This window comes from Rudaea cellulosilytica DSM 22992 (assembly GCF_000378125.1).
Lineage (GTDB): Bacteria > Pseudomonadota > Gammaproteobacteria > Xanthomonadales > Rhodanobacteraceae > Rudaea > Rudaea cellulosilytica.
In genome coordinates, this window is sequence record NZ_KB899241.1 from 1,260,242 (window position 1) to 1,282,440 (window position 22,199).

Consider the following 22,199-nt stretch of genomic DNA (forward strand, 5'->3'; position numbering starts at 1 on the left):
TCGGATCGTCGCTTGTCGATTTCAGCGTCCCAAAGATGAAGCAACTACTGCCAGGAGAGTTTGTCCAGATCGACATTGCCCCCGGAGAAAATAATGCCGACGCGGCGGCCGCGGAAGATCTCAGGGTGACCGAGCACGGCGGCGAGCGCAATCGCCGACGAGGGTTCGATGACGATCTTCATGCGCTCGAATACGAGGCGCTGCGCGGCGGTCGTGCGCGCATCGTCAACCGTCAGCACGCGCACGCCGTAGCGGCGCAACAGGGCGAGATTGATTTCACCGATCGTGCCGCGCAGTCCATCGCAAACGGTGTTCGGCACGATGTCGGTGACGCGTTGGCCGCGGCGCAGCGATTCGTATGCGTCGTCAGCGCCCGCGGGTTCGGCGCCGTAGATTTCGATGTTGGGATTGAGCGCCTTGGCCGCGATCGCGCTGCCGCCGATCAGGCCGCCGCCGCCGACCGGTGTGACCAGTGCGTCGAGATCGCCCGCCTCGCGCAGCAGTTCGAGCGCGGCTGTGCCTTGGCCCGCGATCACGCGCGGGTCGGTGTATGGATGCACGAGTTCGGCGCCGGTCTCGGCCTGCAGCTGCGCGGCGGCCGCTTCGCGCGCGGCGATCGTCGCCGCGCAGAAGTGCAGGGTCGCGCCGTAAGCTTCGATCGCGGCGAGCTTGGATTTCACCGCACCTTCCGGCACGACGACACGGGCCGGAATGCCGCGAGTGCGTGCGGCCAGGGCCAGCGCGGCGCCGTGGTTGCCGGAGGAATGCGTTACCACGCCGCGTGCGGCGATTTCCTCGGCGAGCGACCAGACCGCATTGCAGGCACCGCGGAACTTGAACGCACCGGCGCGTTGGAAGTTCTCGCACTTGAAGACCAGCGAGGCGGAAGCAAGCGCGTCTATGCTTCGCGAGCGCAGCGTGGGGGTGCGTGCCACGTGCGCCGCGATGCGTTGCACGGCGCGTTCGATCGCGGCGAAATCGGGCAGCTCGGCAGTCGCGGGGGTTGGAGAGGCGACGGATTCGGACATGGCGCGATCATACCCCGATCGCGCAGGACGCCTTGGCCGCGAATCCCGTCGCTGCGGTCGCGCTGGTGAGAGAGCTCAGCTGTCTTGCGGCAACTTGTCCAACGCTGCGCTGACCCGCGCATGCTTGTGCTGCAGGTTCTCGAGCGCTGCTTGCCGGTCCATTTCCTTGTGCTGACTTGCATCTTCCATTGCCATTTCGAGGCGACCCAGTTCGATCATGAGATCATGGCGCAGGTGTTGTGTGCTGCTGATGCTGGCGTGGGTTTCGTTGAACATAGCCCTGTCCGTTTGATTGTTGCTCGTGAACGAAATAGCAAATGCCGTGCCACTAGCATAAATTGATGAAATTGAGAACTACATCAAATAAACAGAGTGATTTTCGGCACAAAAGTCTTCCCTTGCGCGCGAGTCTGGGTAGAATGCCGGTCAGGGAAATCGGCTTGCAGTGTCGACTGTTGGCGCGAGTGACGCAAAACGTCGAAACATGACGAATTGCAGGCGCGAGCAGCATGCAGTCTGAAAGTCTCGCGCTGTGGGTGGCTTCACGTTTTTATAGCACTTCGGGAGTTATGCTTCGACCTGAAGTGTTGGGATGAATGCGCAGCGCAAGGTTCGCTACGCAGCGGGCGGAAGCAGTTCCGCCACGAATATAGGGTTACTGGCGCCCGGCATACGGTCCTCTTGGATTCCCCCTGTTCCTACGACCGCCGGGCGCCAGCCTCTTTCCTCCTGAAATCCCTGTGCTCCGTCCTTGATGCGTCCTTCGAACCGCCGCGAATCGGCCCCTGAGCCCAATCATCAGCGCGCGTGAAGCAGCAGCTGTGCGCGGTTTCGAAGTGCCAGATGGTAGGAGCAGGAACCGTGCCAACCCAGGCTGGTATACTTCCCGACCGTTGCTTTGATCCCTGCCGCATCCGCGTGCGCGCCTGCCATGAATTTTGACCAGCACTTCGATGTCATCGTCGTCGGCGGTGGCCATGCCGGCACCGAAGCCGCGCTCGCCTCGGCGCGTCTCGGCGCAAGCACGCTGCTGCTCACGCACAATATCGAAACGCTCGGCCAGATGAGCTGCAATCCCGCGATCGGCGGCATTGGCAAAGGCCATCTGGTCAAGGAAATCGACGCGCTCGGCGGCGTCATGGCCCAAGGCGCGGACCGCGCCGGCATCCAGTGGCGCACGCTCAACGCATCCAAGGGACCGGCCGTGCGCGCCACGCGCTGCCAGGCCGATCGCGCCTTGTACAAGGCCTACATCCGCGGGCGCCTGGAAACCCAGCCGAACCTGGCCATCTTCCAGCAGGCGGTCGATGACCTGACACTGGAAGGGCAGAAAGTGACGGGCGTGGTCACCCAGATGGGTCTGACCTTCCATGCGCGTCAGGTCGTGCTGACCGCCGGCACCTTCCTCGCCGGTAAAATCCATATCGGTTTCGAGAATTACGCCGGCGGCCGCGCGGGCGATCCGCCGGCGCAGCGTCTCGCCGCGCGCATGCGCGAGCTGCCGCTGGCGGTCGATCGCCTCAAGACTGGCACGCCGCCGCGCCTCGACGGTCGCAGCATCGACTTTTCCGCCTTGAGTGCACAGCCCGGCGATACACCGATGCCGGTGTTTTCGTTCTGGGGCGAGGCAGGCGATCATCCGCACCAGGTGCCGTGCTGGATCACTCATACGAGTGAGCGCACGCATGAGGTCATCCGCGCGGGGCTCGACCGTTCACCTTTGTATACGGGCAAGATCGAGGGCATCGGCCCGCGCTACTGCCCATCGATCGAAGACAAGGTCGTGCGTTTCGCCGAGAAGGCTTCGCACCAGATCTTCCTCGAGCCGGAAGGCTTGAATACGACCGAGATCTATCCGAACGGCATCTCGACCTCGCTGCCGTTCGACGTGCAGCTCGAACTCGTGCGTTCGATCCGCGGTTTGGAGAGGGCGCACATCACGCGCCCGGGCTATGCGATCGAGTACGATTATTTCGATCCGCGTGGATTGAAGGCTTCGCTCGAAACCAAGGCGATAGCAGGGCTTTATTTCGCCGGTCAGATCAACGGCACTACCGGCTATGAAGAAGCGGCCGCGCAGGGGCTGGTCGCCGGCCTGAACGCCGCACGCAATTCGCGCGGCGAAGAGCCGTGGACGCCGCGTCGCGACGAGGCCTACATCGGCGTGCTGATCGACGACCTGATCACCAACGGCACGCGCGAGCCGTATCGCATGTTCACTTCGCGTGCCGAGTATCGCCTCAACCTGCGCGAGGACAACGCCGACCTGCGCCTCTGCGACAAGGGCCACGAACTCGGCAGCCTCGATGTCGAACGCTACGATGCGTTCCGACGCAAACGCGAGGCGATCGAGAATGAGTCCGCGCGTCTCAAGTCGATCTGGGCCGCGCCGAACAACCTGCTCGGACGAGAAATCCACGAGTCGATCGGCATCGAACTGTCGCGCGAAACGCATGCACTCGATCTGTTGCGCCGGCCCGAACTCGACTACGCACAGCTGATGCGTGTGCCCGCGCTCGGCCCGGGCGTTGGCAATGCACTCGTTGCCGAACAGGTGCAGATCTCGGCCAAGTATGCGGGCTATCTCGAGCGCCAGAACGAAGAGATCGAACGCCAGCGCCGCCATGAAAGCACCGCCATTCCCGCTGCGTTCGACTATGCGCTGGTGCACGGCCTTTCCGCCGAAGTGACGCAGAAGCTCAAAGCGGCGCAGCCGCAGACGGTCGGCCAGGCGATGCGTATCTCGGGTGTTACGCCGGCGGCGATCTCGCTGCTGCTCGTGCATCTCAAGCGCGGCCAGCGTCGCGTCGCCTGACGCAAACCATCGCTAGCAAGCGGGCAGATTCCCGGAATCTTTTTTCGTCAGGCTGTTGCAAGCTTGATTCGGTATCGTGCGCGCCCCGTAGCTCGATGTTCGCGCGCGCTGCGCGCGGGCGAAAGACTGTCATTTCTCCGACATGCGCCGAAGCACGATCGTCATTGCGCTTCGCCTTCTTCAATTCGGCTCACTGCTGTCCGCCGCAGGCGCGGCGATGGCGCAGCCCGTTGCGGAAGCGAACCTGAGTCTCAAGCGCGCGCTTGAGCTCATGCGCGCGCGCGACCCGAACCTGCAGCTGGCGCAGACCGCCGTCGACCAGGCGCTTGCCGACAAGATCACCGCGGGCGAACGCCCGAATGCGACGCTCGCGTGGTCGACGAGCAAGATCAATCCAGCCGGGCACAACGGCTCCGGTGATTTCTGGAACAGGAGCTACGACACGGTCGTCAGCCTGTCGCAGCCGTTCGAGCGCGGCGGCAAGCGTCGGCACCGGCTCGCCCAGGCCGAGGCGACCGCAGACGCTGCACACGCGGACTACGCCGACAGCGTGCGCAGCGAACGCCTCGCCGTGACCGAGGCGTACTGGGAACTCAAGCGTGCCGAGCAAAAATATAGAAATGCGCAGATGCTCGCGGCGATCGAGCACCGCTCGATCGAAGCTTCGGAGCAACGCCTGCGCGTCGGCGATCTGCCGCGCCTCGATCTCGAACGCCTGCGCATCGATGCGGCGGCTGCGGACAACGCCGTGGATTCGGCGGCCGGCGCCTTGCGCGACGCGCAGGTCGCGCTCGCGGCGCTGATCGACATCACCGCGCAATCGGGCGAACTCGCGGCCATGGACGACTGGCCGCACGCCGCCGGCGCGGTCGATCCGCAAAGCATCCGCGGCGACGCGACCGAGCCTGCGGAAGCCGTGCTCACGCGCCGGCCCGACATGCTCGCCGCCGCGAAGCGCCTGAGCGCAGCCGAAGCTGCGCTCGAACTCGCGCACGCGCAGACCGCTCGCGACATCACCGTCAGCGGCCAGTACGAGCACAATCCGGTGCCACCCGCCGCGCCGACGGTCGGACACACCTTGCTCGGCATCGGCGTGTCCGTGCCGATCTTCACTGGCAACCAATATCAGGGCGAGATCGCGCGCGCGAACGCCGACATCGATGCGGCGCGCGCAAACCTCGCCCGCGTGCGCGTGGCCGCGCTTGCCGACGTGCAGCGTGCGCGCGCCGATCTGCGCGCCGCGGCGCAGCGCGTGCGCCGTTACGACAGCGACCTGATCGAGCGCGCGCTCGCCGCCGAGAAGACGGTCGAGACCGCTTATGCACGCGGCGGTCTGGCACTTGCCGATCTGCTCGATGCACGCCGCGCGCTCAAGGCGACGCAGGACGACGCGTGCGATGCGCATGCCGATTTTGCCGAAGCGCTCGCCGCACTCGCCGCCGCGGTGCCCGAGGAAACCAAGGAATGACGCCGTGAAGAATCGCCTTGCCAAGATTCCGTTCGAAGTCGTGGCCGCGACGGCGATCGCGTTCGTCGTGCTGGTCGCTGCGATCTGGCTGTTCCGCGCGAAACCGGAAACGAAACTGGATGCATCGAAGCCGGCAACGCCGGCGGACACGCTGCACTACGCGGCGGGTGCGGAGCAGCTCAGCTATCTCGACATCGCGCCGGTCGAGGAACTCGCCGCGCCGACGATGCAGGCGTTGCCAGGCAAGCTCGCGTTCGACGAGGATGTGACCGTGCGCGTGTTCTCGCCGGTGAGCGGCCGCGTCACCGAGCTCGTCGCCAAGCCCGGCGCCGCGGTGAAGGCGAAGGATGTGCTTGCCTGGCTCAGTTCGCCCGACTTCGCCCAGGCACGCGCCGACGCGCGCAAGGCGCAGGCCGATCTCGCGCTGAAGCAGAAAGCGCTGTCGCGAGCCAAGGAACTCACCGATCTCGGCGTGCTCGCGCGCAAGGATCTCGAAGCTGCGCAATCCGACCTGGGCCAAGCGCAGGCCGAGCTCGAGCGCGCGCACGCGGTGCTTGCGAACCTCGACCCGACCGGCAACGACGCACGCTACGCGCTGCGCGCGCCGATCGCCGGCAGCGTCGTCGATCGCATGATCAATCCGGGTCAGGAGGTGCGGGCGGACGCGCAGGCGCCGCTGTTCATCCTCACCGATCCGGCGAAGTTGTGGGTGAACTTCGAGCTGTCCGAGCAGGACATGGCGAAGGTTCACAATGGCCAGGCGATCCGCATTGACGTCGACGCGATCGCGGACCGGCATTTCGGCGGGCGCGTCATCTACGTCGGCGCTGCGCTCGATCCTTCGACACGGCGCATCGCCGTGCGCGCCGAAGTCGAGCAGCCGGACCCGCGCCTGAAGCCGGAGATGTTCGCGCGCATCAGCCCGCTCGAGGACGATGCGCACAAGGAAATCGCCGTGCCGAATTCGGCGCTCGTCAGCATCGGCTTACACCACTACATTTTCGTCGAGGAGACGCCGGGCACACTCAAGCGCCGCGAGGTGCAACTGAGCGTGATCGGCGAACGCGTCGCCTACGTCAAGGCAGGTTTGAAGGCCGGCGAGCGCGTGGTCACGCGCGGCGCGGTGTTGCTCAACGCCGAACTCGGTCAGGCCGAGTGAACGCGCCGCCATGCTGAAAGCCCTCGTCGATTTCGCTCTCAAGCAGCGCGTCTTCGTCGTCGCGATCACGCTCATGGTCGCGATCGCGGGCATCTATGCGTTCAGTGAGCTGCCCGTGCAGGCGTTCCCCGATGTGCAGGACGTGCAGGTGCAGATCATCACGCTCGTGCCCGGACAGGCGCCCGAGGAGGTCGAGCGTGCGGTGACGCTGCCGATCGAGCGCACCGAATACGGCGTGCCGAAGCTGACCCAACTGCGCTCGATCTCGATGAGCGGCCTGTCCGTGGTCACGATGACTTTCGCCGACGGCACCGACGACTACTTCGCGCGCGCGCAGGTGCTCGAAAAGCTGTCCGAAATCACTCTGCCGACCGGCATCCAGCCGCAGCTCGCGCCGCTGTCGACCGCGGTCGGCGAGATTTATCGTTACCTAGTCGACGCGCCGCCCGACATGCCGCTGGACGAAGTGCGCGCGATCCAGGACTGGACGATCGAGCCGGCGCTGCGCCAGGTTCCCGGCGTGGCCGACATCTCGGGTTTCGGCGGTGCGATCCGCGAATACCAAGTGCACGTGCATCCCGATCTGCTGCGCAAGTACAACCTGTCGCTCGAGCAGGTCGCAGCGGCCTTGCAGGCGAATTCGTCGAACAGCGGCGGTGGCCTGCTCAAGCGCGGCGACGAGGACCTCGTCGTGCGCGCGATCGGCCTGTTCAAGACGATCGACGACGTCGGCCGCGTACCGGTCGCCGTGTTCGGCGGCCAACCGGTGCTGGTGCGCGACATCGGCGAGGCGGAGGTCGGCACGCAAACGCGCTACGGCATCGTCGGCTACAACCAGCAGGACGACCTCGTCGAAGGCATCGTCGTGATGACCAAGGGCGAGGATCCGGCCAAGGTGATTGCGGCACTGAAGACGCGTATCGCCGACGTGCAGAAGCAGTTGCCGCCCGGCGTCAGCATCCGTCCGGTCTACGACCGCACGACCCTGGTCAACCACACCGTCGACACGGTGGCGGAGAACCTCGGCGTCGGCGCTGCGCTCGTCATCGCGGTGCTGCTCGTCTTCCTGCGCAACTGGCGCGCGGCGCTGATCGTGGCCAGCGTGATTCCGCTCGCGCTGCTGACGGCCTTCCTCATGATGCACGTGCGTGGCATCGATGCGAATCTGATTTCACTCGGCTCGGTCGACTTCGGCATCATGATCGACAGCGCCGTCGTGCTGGTCGAGGCGCTGATGGTGCGACTAGCATTCGATGCCGTGCGCGGCGAGGCGACGATGGAGTCGCGCGAGGCCGTGCTCGCGCAGACCGCGACGCAACTCGGCTCCCCGATCCTGTTCTCGAAGGCGATCATCATCCTCGCCTTCCTGCCGATATTTACCTTTCAACGAGTCGAAGGAAAAATCTTCGCACCGATGGCGCTGACCCTGACCTTCGCGCTCGCCGGTGCCGTGATCTTCACCCTGACCCTCGTACCTGCGCTGCTGTCGTGGGCGACGCGCGGGCCGGGCCTGGAGGAAAAGCACAGCGTGTGGATGGAACGCGTGCGCGACAAGTATCGCCGCGACCTCGGCCGCTGGGCGCAGCATCCCAAGCTCGTGATCGGCACGGCGATCGGCATGCTCGTCGTCGCGCTCGCGTTGGCGCCGCTGCTCGGCAGCGAGTTCCTGCCCAAGCTCGACGAAGGCAATATCTGGCTTACCGTCGACCTGCCGCCATCGACCGCGCTGGACAAGACCAAGGAAGTCGAGCGCCATGTGCGCAAGATCCTGCTCTCCTATCCCGAGGTCACCCAAGTCATTACCCAGACCGGCCGCCCCGACGACGGCACCGATGCGAAAGGGCCGAACAATATCGAGATCATGGCCGACCTCAAGCCGCACGGCGAGTGGCGCTTCAGCGACAAGGAAGCACTGGTGCGCGACATGGAGAAGAAGATCCACGCAATGCCGGGCGTGCCGACCAACTTCTCGCAGTACATCGAAGACAACGTCGAGGAAGCGCTGTCGGGCGTCAAGGGCGAGATCGCGGTGAAGGTGTTTGGGCAGAGCCTCGACGTGCTGCAGGCGAAAGGCGAGGAGATCGCCGCCGTGCTACGCCAGGTGCCCGGTTCGGCCGATGTCGAGGAAATCCAGATCGGCGGCCAGACCGAACTCGACGTCACCCTCGATCGCGCCGCGCTGTCACGCTACGGCATCAACGTCAACGACGCGGCGACGACGGTCGCGACCGCGCTCGGCAGCGCCGTCGCCGGCAATTTCTACGAAGGCAGTCGCATCTTCAACGTGACCCTGCGTCTGGACAAGGATTACCGCAACTCGGTCGAAAAGGTCGCGCAGCTGCCGGTGAGCTTGCCCGGCGGCGCCGGCACCGTGCCGCTTGGCCAGGTCGCGCGCATCGAGGAACGGCAAGGCGCGGCCAAGGTGCTGCGCGAATCGGGCAGCCGCATCGTCGCGATCAAGGTCAACGTGCTCGGCCGCGACCAAGGCAGCTTTGTCGCCGAGGCGATGCGCCGCGTCGCCGACGAAGTGAAATTGCCAAGCGGCTATCGCATCGCCTGGGGTGGCCAGTTCGAGAATCAGAAGCGCGCGACCGCGCGCCTGATGATCATCGTGCCGCTGTCGCTCGTCGCTATTTTCATCTTGCTATTCTGGGCGTTCCGTTCGATCAAGAAGGCGCTGCTGATCCTCGCCACGGTGCCGTTCACGCTGATCGGCGGCTTGGCCGGACTCGCGCTCGCCGGGCTGCATCTGTCGATTTCCGCTGCGGTCGGTTTCATCGCCGTCGCCGGCATCTCGGTGCAGAACGGCGTGATCATGGTCGAGCAGATCGTCGCCCTGCGTGCGCGAGGCCATGCGCTGGAGGACGCGGTGCTCGAAGGCGCCGCAAGCCGTTTGCGCGCGATCCTGATGACGGCGCTGATGGCTGGTTTCGGCCTCTTGCCCGCGGCGTTGTCGCATGGCATCGGGTCGGAAACGCAAAGGCCCTTCGCCGTCGTCATCGTCGGCGGCATCGTCTCGGCGACGCTGATCGCGCTCAACCTGTTGCCCCTGCTGTACGAAGCCGTCGTCGGCGAGGAGACCTGAGAAACCTCCGCTTAACCTACTGCGCTCGATAATTTGCGCGCCGGCGGTGCTCGGAATCCTCATTTACGACCAGTAAACTCCGGTTCCTGCGCTCCGGCGACGCGCAAATTCTCTTCGCTCGCTACGGTTAATCAGAGGTTCCTGACGCGCGGTCAGAACAGCAAGCCCACCGAAATGCGCTTCTGGTTGGGCAGGTTGAAGTTCGCGTGCTGGTCGTAAGCGAGGCGCGCAAAAACGTGATGCCAGGCATAGGTCGCCGCGACCGCGTAGCCATGCACGTAGGTTTCGGGGTCGGCGAGGCCGTGCTTGTAGGACAGGTCGAGCGAGCAGCGCGAATGCTCGTCAATCGCGTAGCGCAGCAATAGATGGGTGACGTGCTGGCGCGTCGCCAGGCGGTCGTCCCAGATGTGGTAGAGCTGCGCTTCGAGGCCGCGCATGAGCGCCTTCGTGCCGAAGCCCGCGGTGACCGCGTCGTTCGGATCGAAGTTGAGGTTGTAGTACGGATGCAGGTTGGTGCGGCCCCAGCCGAGGAGGGCGTAGTTGTCGGCGCTGCCGATCTGCGCCGTCGCCGAACCGCCGAAGAAGCCGCCGGTCGCGTACTGCCCGGACAGGTCGAGGTTGACGAAGCCGATCTGGTTCACCCAGTCGAATCCCGCGCGTGCCTGGTGGTAGCCCTGCGAATCGCGGTAGTCGCCGATCCAGGCGCGCTGGTCGCCGAAGTCGGCGCGCAGGTTCACGTCGTAGGCATGCGTGCCGTCGGAATTGTCGTAGTACGACGGCGTCAGCTTCCACTGCAGGCGGCGATCGTCGCCTTCGTCGGCGTGGAGCGCGGTGCAGGCGAGCAGGGGAAGCATCGCCAAGACCGCTGCGCGTCGATTCTGTTTCGAACAAGGCTCGGACATTTCGGCGGATTCGGCACGGTCCATCGAGATTTCCATTGTAGTGCGGAATCGCCTTCCGGTTCACAAAACCACGCTGGATTGCAAGCCCGCGCGCTCGCCTACAATGCCTATCCCATCCGGATGGAAGTCGCTCCGCAACAGCGTATGTCGAATATCGAACACAAGATCGCCCAGGAAATCGTCGCCAAGCCCGAGCAGGTCGCCGCGGCCGTGCAACTGCTCGACGAAGGCGCCACGGTGCCGTTCATCGCGCGCTATCGCAAGGAAGTGACCGGCGGCCTCGACGACACGCAGTTGCGCCTGCTCGAAGAACGCCTGCGTTACCTGCGCGAACTCGAAGAGCGCCGCACGGCCGTGCTCGCGAGCATTGCCGAGCAGAACAAATTGAGCGACGAATTGAAGGCGCAGATTCTCGACGCCGACACCAAGGCGCGCCTCGAAGACCTCTATCTTCCGTACAAACCGAAGCGCCGCACCAAGGCGCAGATCGCGCGCGACGCGGGTTTGCAGCCGCTCGCCGATGCGCTGCGCGCCGATCCGACCGAGACGCCCGAAGCATTGGCGACCGCCTACATCGATGCGGAGAAGAATGTCGCCGACACGAAGGCCGCGCTCGACGGCGCACGCGCGATCGTGCTCGAGGAAATGTCCGAGGATGCGGCGCTGATCGGCGAGTTGCGCGAATGGCTTTGGGGCCGCGGGCAGATCCGCGCCAAGGTCGTCGCGGGCAAGCAAGTCGAGGGCGTGAAGTACCGCGATTACTTCGACCACGTCGAGTCGATCAAGGCGATTCCATCGCATCGCTTGCTTGCCCTGTTCCGCGCGCGCAACGAAGGATTCCTGGATCTGGATTTGGAGCCGGGTGTTGAGGTTGAGCAAGGCCATGCCGAAGGCGAGGGCCGCATCGCCGCACACTTTGGCATCGTCGACCGCGGACGTCCCGCCGATGCCTGGCTGCGCGAGACCTGTCGCCAGCTCTGGCGCATCAAGCTCATGCTGCAGCTGACACTCGACCTGTTCGGTCGTGCGCGCGAGGCGGCCGAGGACGAGGCGATCCGCGTGTTTGGCAGCAACCTCAAAGACCTCATGATGGCTGCGCCTGCGGGCCACAAGGTCGTGATGGGACTCGATCCCGGCATCCGCACGGGCGTCAAGGTCGCTATCGTCGAGACCACGGGCAAGGTGCTCGGCACCGGCGTGATCTATCCGCACGAACCGCGCAACGAGTGGGACAAGTCGATCGCCTATCTTGCCGCCGCGTGCAAGCAGTTCAAGATCAACCTGATCTCGATCGGCAACGGCACCGCCTCGCGCGAAACCGACAAGCTCGCCGGCGAGTTGATGAAGAAGCATGCCGATTTGAAGCTGGCGAAGATCGTAGTCAGCGAAGCCGGCGCTTCGGTGTATTCCGCCTCCGAGACTGCAGCGAAGGAATTTCCCGACATGGATGTGTCGCTGCGTGGCGCGGTCTCGATCGCGCGGCGCCTGCAGGATCCGCTCGCCGAACTGGTCAAGATCGAGCCGAAGGCCATTGGCGTCGGTCAGTACCAGCACGATGTAAACCAGGTGAAACTGGCGCGCTCGCTCGACGCCGTGGTCGAGGACTGTGTCAACGGCGTCGGCGTCGACGTCAACACCGCATCGAGCGCGCTGCTGTCGCGCGTCGCCGGCCTTTCGCCCAGCGTCGCCGAAAACGTGGTCAAGTATCGTGACGAGCACGGCGCGTTCCGCACGCGCGCGGCGATCCTCAAGGTGCCGCGTCTTGGCGACAAGGCGTTCGAGCAATGCGCAGGCTTCCTGCGCGTGACCAACGGCGACAATCCGCTCGACGCGTCGAGCGTGCATCCGGAAGCTTATCCGGTGGTCGAGCGCATCGTCGGCGATAGTGGTCGCGAGGTGAAGCAAATCGTCGGAGACATCGCCTTCCTGCGCGCGCTCAAGGCGGAAAAATATACTGACGAGAAGTTTGGCCTGCCGACCGTGCGCGATATCTTGAAGGAACTGGAAAAGCCCGGCCGCGATCCGCGCCCCGCGTTCCACATGCCCGAATTCGCCGACGGCATCGAAGACATGAAGGACCTGAAGCCCGGCATGGTGCTCGAAGGCCGCGTCTCCAACGTCGCCGCATTCGGCGCCTTCGTCGACATCGGCGTGCACCAGGATGGCCTCGTCCACATCTCGGCGTTGTCGACCAAGTTCGTCAAGGACCCGCGCGAGGCGGTGAAAGCCGGCGACATCGTCAAGGTCAAGGTGCTCGAGGTCGACCTGCCGCGCAAGCGCATCGCCTTGACGATGCGGCTCGATGATCCGGTCGGTGAGCCGCGCACGTCGCTGCGCGAGGCAAGTGCAGCCGCACGCGGCCCGGGCGGCGCGCGCCCTGCGCCCAACAGTCGCGGCGCTTTTTCGAAACCTGCAGCCGCGGTGCCCGCCAACAATGCGTTTGCCGATGCATTCGCGAAGGCGCGGCGAAACTAGGCAACAAAAAGGGCGCCATGAACGGCGCCCTTTTTCATACTGCGATCCCGGCGCGCGTCGAGCGCGCTCGGAAGCCGTCAGTGGTGCTTCTTCGCCGGCGCGCCCTTCTTCGCCTTGTCGTCGGTCTGCGCACCGGTCTGCAGTTTCGGTGCGTGGCCCTGGGCTACGTCGAGTGCGGCTTCGGCATGCGCCTTCAGCGCCTTCGCGTCCGCATCGGCGACGTCGGACGTCTGCCCGCCCGCCACCTTCTCGTGCAGCACGAGGTTGCCGTCGTCGCTCCAGCCAACCTTGGTCGTCGCCAGCACCTGGCGCGATCCGACCGGTGAGGATTCACGCACGATTACCCACGGTTTGTCGTCCTTGTACGCGATCTTGTAGGTCGTGCGACCGCTGTCGTCGTAGGCGTCGGTGACCTCGCGCACGAATTTGACCTTGCCGTTGGAGGTGAACGCATCCCAGGCGGTGCCGAAATTATCGTTCGAGTACTTACCGCTGACCTGTTTGAGGTTGCCGGTCTGCGCTGCGGCCTTCTTGTACTCCTCGAACAACTTCTCGGCCGGGGTCGGCTCGGGTGCGAGCTGCACGTCGATTTTGGCTGTGCGCGCCTTGTCGGTCAGCACCTGGTATTCCAGCTTCTTCAGAAAGCGGCGGTCGCCGTCGGTCAGGATCGCGTCGAGCGCGTAGACACCCTTCGGATCGACCTTGGTCGTGTCGATCGGCAGGTTGAACGACAGCGGCAGCTTGTTGGCATTGGGCAGCGTCGTCTGCGCGAGCACGATCTCGGGATGGGAGACGTCGTACACCTTGATGTCGACCTTGGCCGCGTCGCTGAGCTCGCGCGGTTCGATCAGCGCGACCGTGCCGGTGACGGCATTGGCGATCGGGGCGACCGCGGGCGGCGGCGGGGGCGGCGGCGCGGATGAGCCGCAGGCACTGAGCAGGGCCGCGGAAAGGACAGTCGTGGCAAGAAGAATTCGCATGGCTAACCTCTTTGGAGAACTGAAAATGGAACGCACATCACCTTTTCGTGCAGCACCCGCCAGCGCTCGCGAAAAATCCCGCTACGGAATTTTCAGGCCGTCCCTGGGCCATGCCGACATCCGCCCACAATGGTATCGGCTCCGATTCTAGCCGCGCGGGCCCGTGCTGCACAGCCACGATCGCGGCTCGCGGCGCCGCTCTATAACCCAAAAAACGGCAGGAATTTACAAGGATGAAGTTTGCTTCACGAAATTGACAGGAAAGTTAACCATTTGTTATGGTCGGGCCACGGGTGTCGGGGCATCCAAAGCCATTTCTTGCAGCGCAGATCGCGTCTAGCGATCGGCGGCGGGTTGCGGCATTGGCCGCAATCGGCCGCACACCTACTCCATGCGCCGGGCCAGCTGGATAAATGCCCGGGTTCGTTTCATTTCCGTTGGGGAACAACATGAAGCAACGTGTACTCGTCTCGTCCATCATCATCGGCTTGTATGCAAGCCTTGCGATCGGCAATGCCATGGCGCAGAGCGCCGGCGATCAGTCGGAAGAAAGTAAGAAAGAAACGACGCAGCTGACCGGTGTCACCGTTACCGGCTCGCTGATTCCGAAGGCTCAGATCGAAACTGCCGCGCCGACGATCACCATCACCGCCGACGAAATGAAGAAGCAGGGATTCAGCAACGTCTATGACGCGCTGCGTTCGATGCCCACCGCGCAAGGTGCGGTGCAGGATAACCAGTCGACCAACAGCTTCACCCCGGGCGCGCAGACGATCAGCCTGCTTGGTTTGGACCCGAGCTTCACTCTCGTGTTGATGAATGGCAAGCCGCTTGCGGACTATCCGTTGCTCTATAACAGCAACTCCAATTTCGTCGATCTGTCGAACATCCCCAACGCGATTGTCGACCATATCGACATCCTGCCGGGCAACCAGTCGGCAATTTACGGTTCGGCGGCCATCGCCGGCGTGGTGAACATCATCACCAAGCAGCGTCTGGATGGCGTCTACCTCGACTACCGCATGGGCGGATTTACCGACGGCGGCGGCCAGCAGCAGCGTGTGCAGATTTCCGGCGGCAATTCGTGGGGCAAGCTCGATCTTATCTACGCCCTGCAGCTCGACAATCAAAACCCGATTTACGGCTATCAGCGCAGCTACACCGATTCCAGCCTCGACGCTCCGGTAGCCTCCGCGCAAGCAGCCTCGCGCGTTCGCGTCTTCTCCAACGCGTTTACCGGCAAGTACATCGATCCGGGTTCGGCCGCGTGCTCGCCGATCAGCAACCTGTTCAACAATACGGTCAGGTACTCCACGCGCACCGGTTTCGGCAATTATTGCGGCAGCACCGCCGCTCCGGGGTATACCACCTTCCTCAATGGCAGCAAGGGTGCCAGTGGTTACCTGAGCGCGCGCTATCACCTCAACGACACCACCGAGTTGTACGGCGATTTCGTAGCGAGCACGTCGAAGCAGAAGATCACGGTGGGCGGCGTCACGTTCTGGGGCCTGGGTTTCGGCACGGCTCCTTACATCTACGACGTCGACACCCATCATCTGGTCAGCGTCTACCAGCACATCCTCGCGCCCGAAGAAGTCGGAACACTCGCCGATCCGTCCATTTGGAGCGAGCAATACATCGGCACCGCGGGTATCCGCGGATCGTTCGGCGATTCCAACTGGAACTATGACGCCTATCTGCATCGTTCGGACGTCCTTTCCGGCACCAAGCAGCGCCGTCTGTTGACCGACAAGGCCGACGCTTTCTTCCTCGGCAAGCAGGTCGGCGTTGATCCGTACGGCTACGGCTACCCCGCGTACCATCTCGGCCCGAGCAACAACCCCAACTTCTGGGGTGCCCTCACGCCGGCGCAATATGCGTCAATCAGCGACGACGTGCGCAGCGATTCGTCGACCTACAACGAAACGGCCGCGATCCAGGTCAACAACACCGACCTGTTTTCGCTCCCGGCCGGTGCGGTCGGCTTCGGCGGCATCGCCGAGTGGGGCAAACAATCCTGGAATAACCCGGTCGATCCGCGCGTCGTCAGCGGCGAATTCTGGGGAACGGGCGGCACGAGCGGTCAAGGTACGCGTGATCGCTACGCTGTGGCCGGCGAGTTGAACGTGCCGGTCTTCAGTATGCTGACGGCGGACCTGTCCGGTCGCTATGACAAGTACAGCACCGATGCGAACTCGCAGGGCAAGTTCACCTACAAGGTCGGTCTCGAGTTCCGTCCGATCGATACCCTGTTGTTCCGCGGCAACTACGGCACCGCGTTCCGCGCACCCGACATGGGTTACGTGTTCTCCGGAGGCTCCAGCTTCTTCACCAACGCTACCGACTACTACAACTGCCGCATTCACCAGGGCGACAATTACACGAGCTGCAACCCGCCCTACGACAGCGTGCAGATTTCCGGCAACAGCAGCGGCAACCAGAACCTGAAATACATCACAGCCAAGTCGTTCGGCTACGGATTGGTCTGGTCGCCGACTTCGAATTTGACCCTCAAGGCCGACTACGTGCACGTGCGGATCGATCAGGAGGTCAATTCGTACAGCATCGACACGATCCTACAACGTGAAGCCGACTGCTTGATTGGCCACACGACCAACGGCACGCCGGTCGACGGAAATTCAGCTTCTTGCAAGGCGTTCGAGGCCGAGGTCGGTCGCAATCCGCTGAATGCGCCGGTCGGCGCAGGTCAGCTCAACAGCGTGACCACCTATCCGATCAACATTTCGCGCGAGTCGGTGTCGAACATCATCGCGTCAGGCGCTTACAAGTTCGAGGCCGGACGTTTCGGCGACTTCACGCTCAATGCCGACTACAACGTGCAGACCTCGCACCTGCAGCAGCAGTTCCCGACTGATCCGACCCTCGACCTGTTGCGCACCAACTCGTACGGCAACCAGTTCAAGGACATCGGTTCGGCCAGCGTGATTTGGGACATCGGTCCATGGAGCACCGCGGTGAAGTACATCCGCTACGGTAAGACCTTCAACTTCAAGGGCACCGGAACGGTGGGTCCGTGGATGAAGTACAACGCCACGGTGGCTTACAACTTCAGCGACGATGCATCGCTGACCCTGATCGGCAACAACATCTTCAATGCGCGTCCGCCGAAGGATCCAACCTTCACCTCGTATCCGTACTACGACGTCTACAGCTACAACAGCTATGGTCGCCTCGTGATGGTCGAAATGAACGTGCACTTCGGCGGCAGCAAGAAGTAAGTCGACGAAAACGCGATCTGTGTTTGCTAGGGCCGGCGTTCTGCGCCGGCCCTTTTTTTGCCGCCGTGTCTTTCGCTGCGGAGGTGTCGCTCAAACGGAAGGCGAGGACGCGATCGCTTCGATCCGGGATGCGAGCGGCCCCAGCTGCCTAGCGTAAGGCACCCATTCGGCAACCTCGCGCCGGCGTATCTCGCCGCGCACCTGCATCGCGCTCAACGTGGCGACCGGTGCTCTGTTGCGACCGATGTCGAGCGCCGTGGCCTCGAACGGCAGTCCGCAGAAATCGAATACCTCGCGTGCCGCCTGTGCTGGATCGTCGGTCAACGACTCGTAGGAGATGTCGAGAATCCGCCCCGGCATGAGCGCATGCCAGTGCGCCATCACACGCCGGTAGTCGGCGTATTGCGTCGCCAATGCACCTAGGTCGTAACTGTAGGCGTAGCCGCCGCCAAAGAAGGCGCGCCAGTTTGAAAAACAGACATCCATCGGTGCGCGCGTCATGTGCAGGATGCGCGCCTGCGGCAGCGCGCGCGCGATGAAGGCCGCCTGCACATAGTTGATCGGCAGTTTGTCGATGAACCACGCCTTGCCGTGGGCGCGCCATTGCGTCTGCGCGAGATAGCGCAGGCCGATCTCGGCATAGTCCAGCCGCGGCGCACGCTCCAGTATCGTTTCGTCGACCGGTTGCACGGTCACATGGTCCGCCGCCCAACGCATCTGGCGCGCGAAGTCGCCGAGTTCGCCGGCCGATATCACCTGGCTGTGATTGCCGAGGATGCGATCGAGCAAGGTCGTGCCCGAGCGCGGCATGCCGACGATGAAGATCGGCTGCGGCCCTGCGTGCCGTGCGGAACCGGGCGCGTTCACGAACTCGGCCGAGCAGCGCGCGATCAGCGCATCGATGCGTGCGCGCTCGCGCGCGATGTCGTGGCCGAGCTGGTCGTACATGATGGCATTGCCGCGCTCCAGCGCCTGCCATGCCTCATCGTATTCGCCGAGGTCTTCCAGTTCCTTGTACTGCGCGAACTCGAATGCGGCGTGGTCCTCGCTGCCGCGCGCCACGCGCCGCAGCTGCGCGCGGATGTAGTCGAGATGGTTGCGCTGGGCGGTCTGCTTCGACAGGCGCGCGAGCGTGACCGAGGCGCGACCATAGGTCGGTCCGAGCGTGAGGCAGCGCTCCAATTCCACGATCGCCTCGTCGACGCGGCCGTTGAAGGTAAGCTGGACGCCGCGCAGGTAGCTCAGATCCGCGTCGTTCAGCCCCGCCGCACGCGCGCGGTCGAGCAAGGCCAGCGCGGCCGCATGCTCGCCGAGCATCTGCTGCATGCCGGCGAGGCGCGCCAGCACCAGACCGATGCGGCAGCGCGTGATCGCCGGATGAGAAAGGCATTCGCGCGCGGCCACCACTTCACCGACCATGAGCAGGCCGTTGACCACGTTGCCGATCATGTCGGCGTCGTCGGGTAGCCGGCGCGCCGCATCGAGTGCGTGCCGTGTCGCATCGCGCAGGCGCCCCTGCGCATGGGCGATGCCGCCGAGCATCAAGTGCGCGGGAGTGAACACCGGCATCAGTTTGAGCAGCGCATCGAGCGCGCCAATCGCGGCGCGCGCGTCGTCGCGCGCGAGTGCGCGACGCGCATCCTGCCAGAGCGAATCGACGAGCTGCATCAGTGTGCGCGGCCGTCGGGTTTTGCGGGCAGGCTCGCGGCGATACGCGCGCCGAGGGCATCGTAGTCACCGTCGTAATGATGGCCGCCGGGCAGCGAAACATCGGTGACGTTCGGCTTGCCAAGCAGCGTCGCGCAAAAGCTGTCGGCGCCTTCCTCGGCACCGTGCACGCAGATCACCGGCACCTTCGTGTTCGCGATCTCGGGGGCGATCGCAATCGCGCCCTCGTGGTGGGTGGAACCGAACCAGTCGCCGACGTGGATCTCGAACACGGCTTCGGGATCCGGCGAGATCAGCACCTGCGCCGCAATGCGCGCACGCGCGGCATCGGCGACGCGGTTGACGACGACGGGAGCGAGACTCGCGCCGAACGAGTAGCCGATGACGACGAAGTCGGCATTCGGGTGTTCGCTGCCGTAGTGGCCGATGATGCGCGTCACGGCGTCGGCGGCTTCGGCCGGTGTGCGCGTCTGCCAGAAGAATTTCAGCGTGTTGAGGCCGACCACGGCGATACCGCGCTTACTCAGCTGGTCGGCGACGGCGACATCAAGTCCGGCCCAGCCGCCGTCGCCGGTGAGGATGATCGCGATGCGCTCGGCGAACGCACCTTGCGCGGGCACCTCGATCAACGGCAGATCGGCGACATCGCCAGGCAGCGGCTTTGCGATCGCGCCCGGCGCAGTCAGCCAGGCGATGCCCAGATTCAGTTCCGCGCCCGCATCTTGCGGCGGATTCGCAAGCGACGACACAGGCAGCGCAAACCATTGCCACAGTTTGCTCAGCATAGACAACGCACCGTCGACGCGAGCGCCGCTAGCGAACGGCAAAGGCAGCCACCGGTTCGGCAACGCGCCTACAGGCGCGATATGGAACGCGTCCTTGCCGTCGGCCACGGACATCTCGCCGGCATCGCCTTTGCAGAACGCCTTCGGGAAACGCAGGCCGAAATCCCAGCCCAGCGTGACGAGGCCACCGAACGTTCCTTTCGGCGCCTGCGCGTCGGTTGCATACGCGAACGCCGCGCCCGTGCCATCGCCGACGAGGAGCGGATAGGAAAAATTCTTCACCTTCTGATTCTTCTGCATCCAGTCGCTCATTTCCTGGATGTGCGCCGAAGGGAAATGACAGGCGTCGTTCTTGATCGACAGCATTTCCTTGAGGTAAGCCGGATAGTCGATGCCGAACACGAGTGCGCCGTCGTTCGCGAGTGCATTTGCAAGCATCTCGGCGCGCGCATCCCAACCGTTTTTGTCCGAGATGAAGATGACGGTGCGCTTGGGTTCGCCGCTGGGCGAAGCGACACGGACGTCGCCGAACAGGCCGTAGTGAACCGGAACGCTAGCTGCGTTGAGCGCAATCGGAAGGAGCATCAACGAAACGATCGACGCCAGTCGGAGCAGTGGGAGTGCAACTGCATTGAAACGAAAAGTCATGCCGCGTCAGGTCCGGGCCTTGGCCATCAGCGCCTCGATCTCGTCCGCATCATTCGGTACGGCTGCGGTAAGAATTTCCGGCTCGCCGCGCGTGACGACCACGTCGTCCTCGATGCGGATGCCGATGCCGCGCCATTGCGCGGCGATGCCTTTCGCATCCGGCGCGATGTAGATGCCCGGCTCGACCGTGACGACCATGCCGGGCTCGAGTTCGCGGTATTCGCCGTCGACGCGGTAGTCGCCGACGTCATGCACATCGAGGCCGAGCCAGTGCCCGGTCTTGTGCATGTAGAAACGTCGGTACGCGCCGTCATCTATATTCTTCTGCACGTCGCCCTTGAGCAACCCGTGCTTGATCAGGCCCGCGGTGATCGTGCGCACCGCGGCGTCGTGGTAGGCGATGAACGGCCGCCCGGCTCGCACCTCGGCGATCGCCGCGCGTTGCGCGGCGAGGACGATGTCGTACAGCGCGCGCTGTGGCGGCGTGAACTTGCCGTTGACCGGGAACGTGCGCGTGATGTCCGAGGCGTAGCAGTCGAGCTCGGCGCCGGCGTCGATCAGCAGCAGGTCGCCATCCCTGAGCGGTGCGTTGTTGGCGCGGTAGTGCAGCACGCAGCCGTTCGCGCCGCCGGCGACGATCGGCTCGTAACTCGCGACCGCGCCATGTTTGCGGAACGCGTGCAGCAGCTCGGCTTCGACTTCGTGCTCGTTCATGCCGGGCCGCGCGGTGCGCATTGCGCGCTGATGCGCCTCGGCGGCGATCTTCGCGCAGCGCGCCATGACACGCAGCTCGGCACGCGTCTTGTACAGGCGCAGGTCGTGCAGGATGTGGCCGAGCGCGACGAATTCGTGCGGTGCGCGCGCGCCGCGACGGATCTCGCCGCGCACGCGGTTGACCCAGCCGATCAGCTTGGTGTCGAACTCGACGTCGCGGCCGAAGTGATAGTAGACGCGCGAGCGGCCTTCGATCATGCCGGGCAGAATGTCGTCGATGTCGCCGATGGGAAACGCATCGTCCATGCCATAGCGCGCGACCGCGCCTTCGGTGCCGGCACGCGCGCCGTCCCAGGCCTCGCGTTCGGCGTCGCGTTCGCGGCAGAACAGGATTTCTTCACCGTGTTCGCGGCCGGGGATCAATGCGAGCACGGCTTCGGGCTCGCCGAAGCCGGTGAGGTACTGGAAATCGCTGTCCTGCCGATACGGATAATGCGAATCGTTGCTGCGCACGCGCTCCGGCGCGGCCGGCACGATGCAGATCGCATCGCCGCCGACGATGCGCATCAGCTGTTTACGGCGGCGGGCGTATTCCTTGGCTTCGATCATGCGGCGATGTCAGTGCAAGGTTGCGCCGGTTTGCGGCGCCGCATGCAACTCCGCGTGCAGCAGCAGCGCGCCGACGCGGATGAATTCGATCACTTCGGCGAGCGCGGCCTCGTCGTCTTCGTTGCCGGCGTATTCGAAGCGCGTCGCCGCGATCGTGCCGAAGTCGGCGAGGATTTCCCGCGCGTCGTTCGACAGCGAGTCGTGATGGCCGCCGCCGGCGAGGCCGAAGCCGCCGAGAAAGCCACGGCACCACTCGACGAGCGCATCGGCGCGCACATCGATCGGCGTTTCCGCGGCGGGCAGCAAAGGTTCGAAACCGAGTTCGGGATCGGCGAGCCATGCCGAGCAGTCGTGATGCAAGCGTTCGAGCAGGTCCGGCGGCAGCGCGGCAGCGATCTCACCGTCGTGGTCGAGCTCGAGCGCATCGAACCAGTGTCGTGCATCGGCGCTGCCGCCACCGCAGAGGTAACCCGCGAGCGAACCCTGCAGCTCGCTTGCGCCGACGCCGGCGTGGACGCGGGCGAGTGCGTCGCCGAGTTCGCTGTAGCTGATCGCCGTGGTCGACACCGTTGGCCTGGGGTGCTTGGAATCGATGCATTGTAGCAGCGTGCATGCGCGGTCCGC

At 64.4% G+C, this 22,199-nt stretch carries 14 protein-coding genes; 6 read left to right on the plus strand and 8 right to left on the minus strand.

What is annotated here, in order from left to right; translation table 11 throughout:
• Positions 1–44: 44 nt before the first annotated feature.
• Positions 45–1,028 (minus strand): pyridoxal-phosphate dependent enzyme, encoded by a 984-nt coding sequence (locus F455_RS0105590; protein ID WP_018972291.1) that lies wholly within the window; start codon positions 1,026–1,028, stop codon positions 45–47.
• A gap of 75 nt (positions 1,029–1,103) precedes the next feature.
• Positions 1,104–1,304: a hypothetical protein gene (locus F455_RS0105595; protein ID WP_018972292.1), complete on the minus strand. Its 201-nt coding sequence runs from the start codon at positions 1,302–1,304 to the stop codon at positions 1,104–1,106.
• Between the two features lie 655 nt (positions 1,305–1,959).
• On the opposite strand from F455_RS0105595, the gene mnmG reads away from it, so the two are divergent.
• The 4 genes from mnmG to F455_RS0105615 all read left to right on the plus strand — a co-directional run bounded on the left by mnmG (position 1,960) and on the right by F455_RS0105615 (position 9,555).
• The gene (gene mnmG, locus F455_RS0105600; protein ID WP_018972293.1) at positions 1,960–3,843 is read left to right on the plus strand and encodes a tRNA uridine-5-carboxymethylaminomethyl(34) synthesis enzyme MnmG; all 1,884 of its coding nucleotides are present in this window, start codon (positions 1,960–1,962) and stop codon (positions 3,841–3,843) included.
• Between the two features lie 142 nt (positions 3,844–3,985).
• Positions 3,986–5,311 (plus strand): TolC family protein, encoded by a 1,326-nt coding sequence (locus F455_RS21880; protein ID WP_018972294.1) that lies wholly within the window; start codon positions 3,986–3,988, stop codon positions 5,309–5,311.
• Positions 5,312–5,315: 4 nt separating this feature from the next.
• Positions 5,316–6,470 (plus strand): efflux RND transporter periplasmic adaptor subunit, encoded by a 1,155-nt coding sequence (locus tag F455_RS0105610; protein WP_018972295.1) that lies wholly within the window; start codon positions 5,316–5,318, stop codon positions 6,468–6,470.
• Between the two features lie 10 nt (positions 6,471–6,480).
• Complete coding sequence (locus tag F455_RS0105615) at positions 6,481–9,555, plus strand: efflux RND transporter permease subunit (protein ID WP_018972296.1); 3,075 nt, start codon at positions 6,481–6,483, stop codon at positions 9,553–9,555.
• Positions 9,556–9,707: 152 nt separating this feature from the next.
• On the opposite strand, the gene F455_RS21885 is transcribed toward F455_RS0105615, so the two are convergent.
• Entirely contained in the window at positions 9,708–10,415 is a 708-nt protein-coding gene (locus F455_RS21885; protein WP_157578470.1) for a hypothetical protein, read from the minus strand.
• A gap of 186 nt (positions 10,416–10,601) precedes the next feature.
• Between F455_RS21885 and F455_RS0105625 the strand changes: the two genes are divergently transcribed.
• On the plus strand, positions 10,602–12,932 hold the full coding sequence (locus tag F455_RS0105625) for a Tex family protein (protein WP_026293108.1): 2,331 nt from the start codon (positions 10,602–10,604) through the stop codon (positions 12,930–12,932).
• 77 nt (positions 12,933–13,009) lie between these two features.
• On the opposite strand, the gene F455_RS0105630 is transcribed toward F455_RS0105625, so the two are convergent.
• Positions 13,010–13,912 carry a YbaY family lipoprotein gene (locus tag F455_RS0105630; RefSeq protein ID WP_020684054.1) on the minus strand — a complete coding sequence of 301 codons (903 nt, stop codon included), beginning with the start codon at positions 13,910–13,912 and terminating at the stop codon, positions 13,010–13,012.
• Positions 13,913–14,361: 449 nt separating this feature from the next.
• Here F455_RS0105630 and F455_RS0105635 point away from each other — a divergent pair, with 449 nt between their 5' ends.
• Positions 14,362–17,151 carry a TonB-dependent receptor domain-containing protein gene (locus F455_RS0105635; RefSeq protein WP_018972300.1) on the plus strand — a complete coding sequence of 930 codons (2,790 nt, stop codon included), beginning with the start codon at positions 14,362–14,364 and terminating at the stop codon, positions 17,149–17,151.
• A 90-nt stretch (positions 17,152–17,241) separates the two neighbouring features.
• On the opposite strand, the gene F455_RS0105640 is transcribed toward F455_RS0105635, so the two are convergent.
• The 4 genes from F455_RS0105640 to F455_RS0105655 all read right to left on the minus strand — a co-directional run bounded on the left by F455_RS0105640 (position 17,242) and on the right by F455_RS0105655 (position 22,142).
• The gene (locus tag F455_RS0105640; RefSeq protein ID WP_018972301.1) at positions 17,242–18,819 is read right to left on the minus strand and encodes a tetratricopeptide repeat-containing sulfotransferase family protein; all 1,578 of its coding nucleotides are present in this window, start codon (positions 18,817–18,819) and stop codon (positions 17,242–17,244) included.
• On the minus strand, positions 18,819–20,189 hold the full coding sequence (locus F455_RS0105645) for an AcvB/VirJ family lysyl-phosphatidylglycerol hydrolase (RefSeq protein ID WP_018972302.1): 1,371 nt from the start codon (positions 20,187–20,189) through the stop codon (positions 18,819–18,821). The genes F455_RS0105640 and F455_RS0105645 overlap by 1 nt, the downstream gene beginning before the upstream one ends.
• A gap of 69 nt (positions 20,190–20,258) precedes the next feature.
• Positions 20,259–21,575 carry a Xaa-Pro aminopeptidase gene (gene pepP / locus F455_RS0105650; RefSeq protein ID WP_018972303.1) on the minus strand — a complete coding sequence of 439 codons (1,317 nt, stop codon included), beginning with the start codon at positions 21,573–21,575 and terminating at the stop codon, positions 20,259–20,261.
• A gap of 9 nt (positions 21,576–21,584) precedes the next feature.
• Positions 21,585–22,142 (minus strand): UPF0149 family protein, encoded by a 558-nt coding sequence (locus F455_RS0105655; protein ID WP_018972304.1) that lies wholly within the window; start codon positions 22,140–22,142, stop codon positions 21,585–21,587.
• Positions 22,143–22,199 lie beyond the last annotated feature (57 nt).

What these genes read in the sequence shown, in the direction of transcription:
- F455_RS0105590 (WP_018972291.1), bottom strand. Translation starts at nt 1,028, where the DNA reads ATGTCCGAATCCGTCGCCTCTCCAACCCCCGCGACTGCCGAGCTGCCC.
- F455_RS0105595 (WP_018972292.1), bottom strand. Translation starts at nt 1,304, where the DNA reads ATGTTCAACGAAACCCACGCCAGCATCAGCAGCACACAACACCTGCGC.
- mnmG (WP_018972293.1), top strand. Translation starts at nt 1,960, where the DNA reads ATGAATTTTGACCAGCACTTCGATGTCATCGTCGTCGGCGGTGGCCAT.
- F455_RS21880 (WP_018972294.1), top strand. Translation starts at nt 3,986, where the DNA reads ATGCGCCGAAGCACGATCGTCATTGCGCTTCGCCTTCTTCAATTCGGC.
- F455_RS0105615 (WP_018972296.1), top strand. Translation starts at nt 6,481, where the DNA reads ATGCTGAAAGCCCTCGTCGATTTCGCTCTCAAGCAGCGCGTCTTCGTC.
- F455_RS0105625 (WP_026293108.1), top strand. Translation starts at nt 10,602, where the DNA reads ATGTCGAATATCGAACACAAGATCGCCCAGGAAATCGTCGCCAAGCCC.
- F455_RS0105630 (WP_020684054.1), bottom strand. Translation starts at nt 13,912, where the DNA reads ATGCGAATTCTTCTTGCCACGACTGTCCTTTCCGCGGCCCTGCTCAGT.
- F455_RS0105635 (WP_018972300.1), top strand. Translation starts at nt 14,362, where the DNA reads ATGAAGCAACGTGTACTCGTCTCGTCCATCATCATCGGCTTGTATGCA.
- F455_RS0105640 (WP_018972301.1), bottom strand. Translation starts at nt 18,819, where the DNA reads ATGCAGCTCGTCGATTCGCTCTGGCAGGATGCGCGTCGCGCACTCGCG.
- F455_RS0105645 (WP_018972302.1), bottom strand. Translation starts at nt 20,189, where the DNA reads ATGCTCCTTCCGATTGCGCTCAACGCAGCTAGCGTTCCGGTTCACTAC.
- pepP (WP_018972303.1), bottom strand. Translation starts at nt 21,575, where the DNA reads ATGATCGAAGCCAAGGAATACGCCCGCCGCCGTAAACAGCTGATGCGC.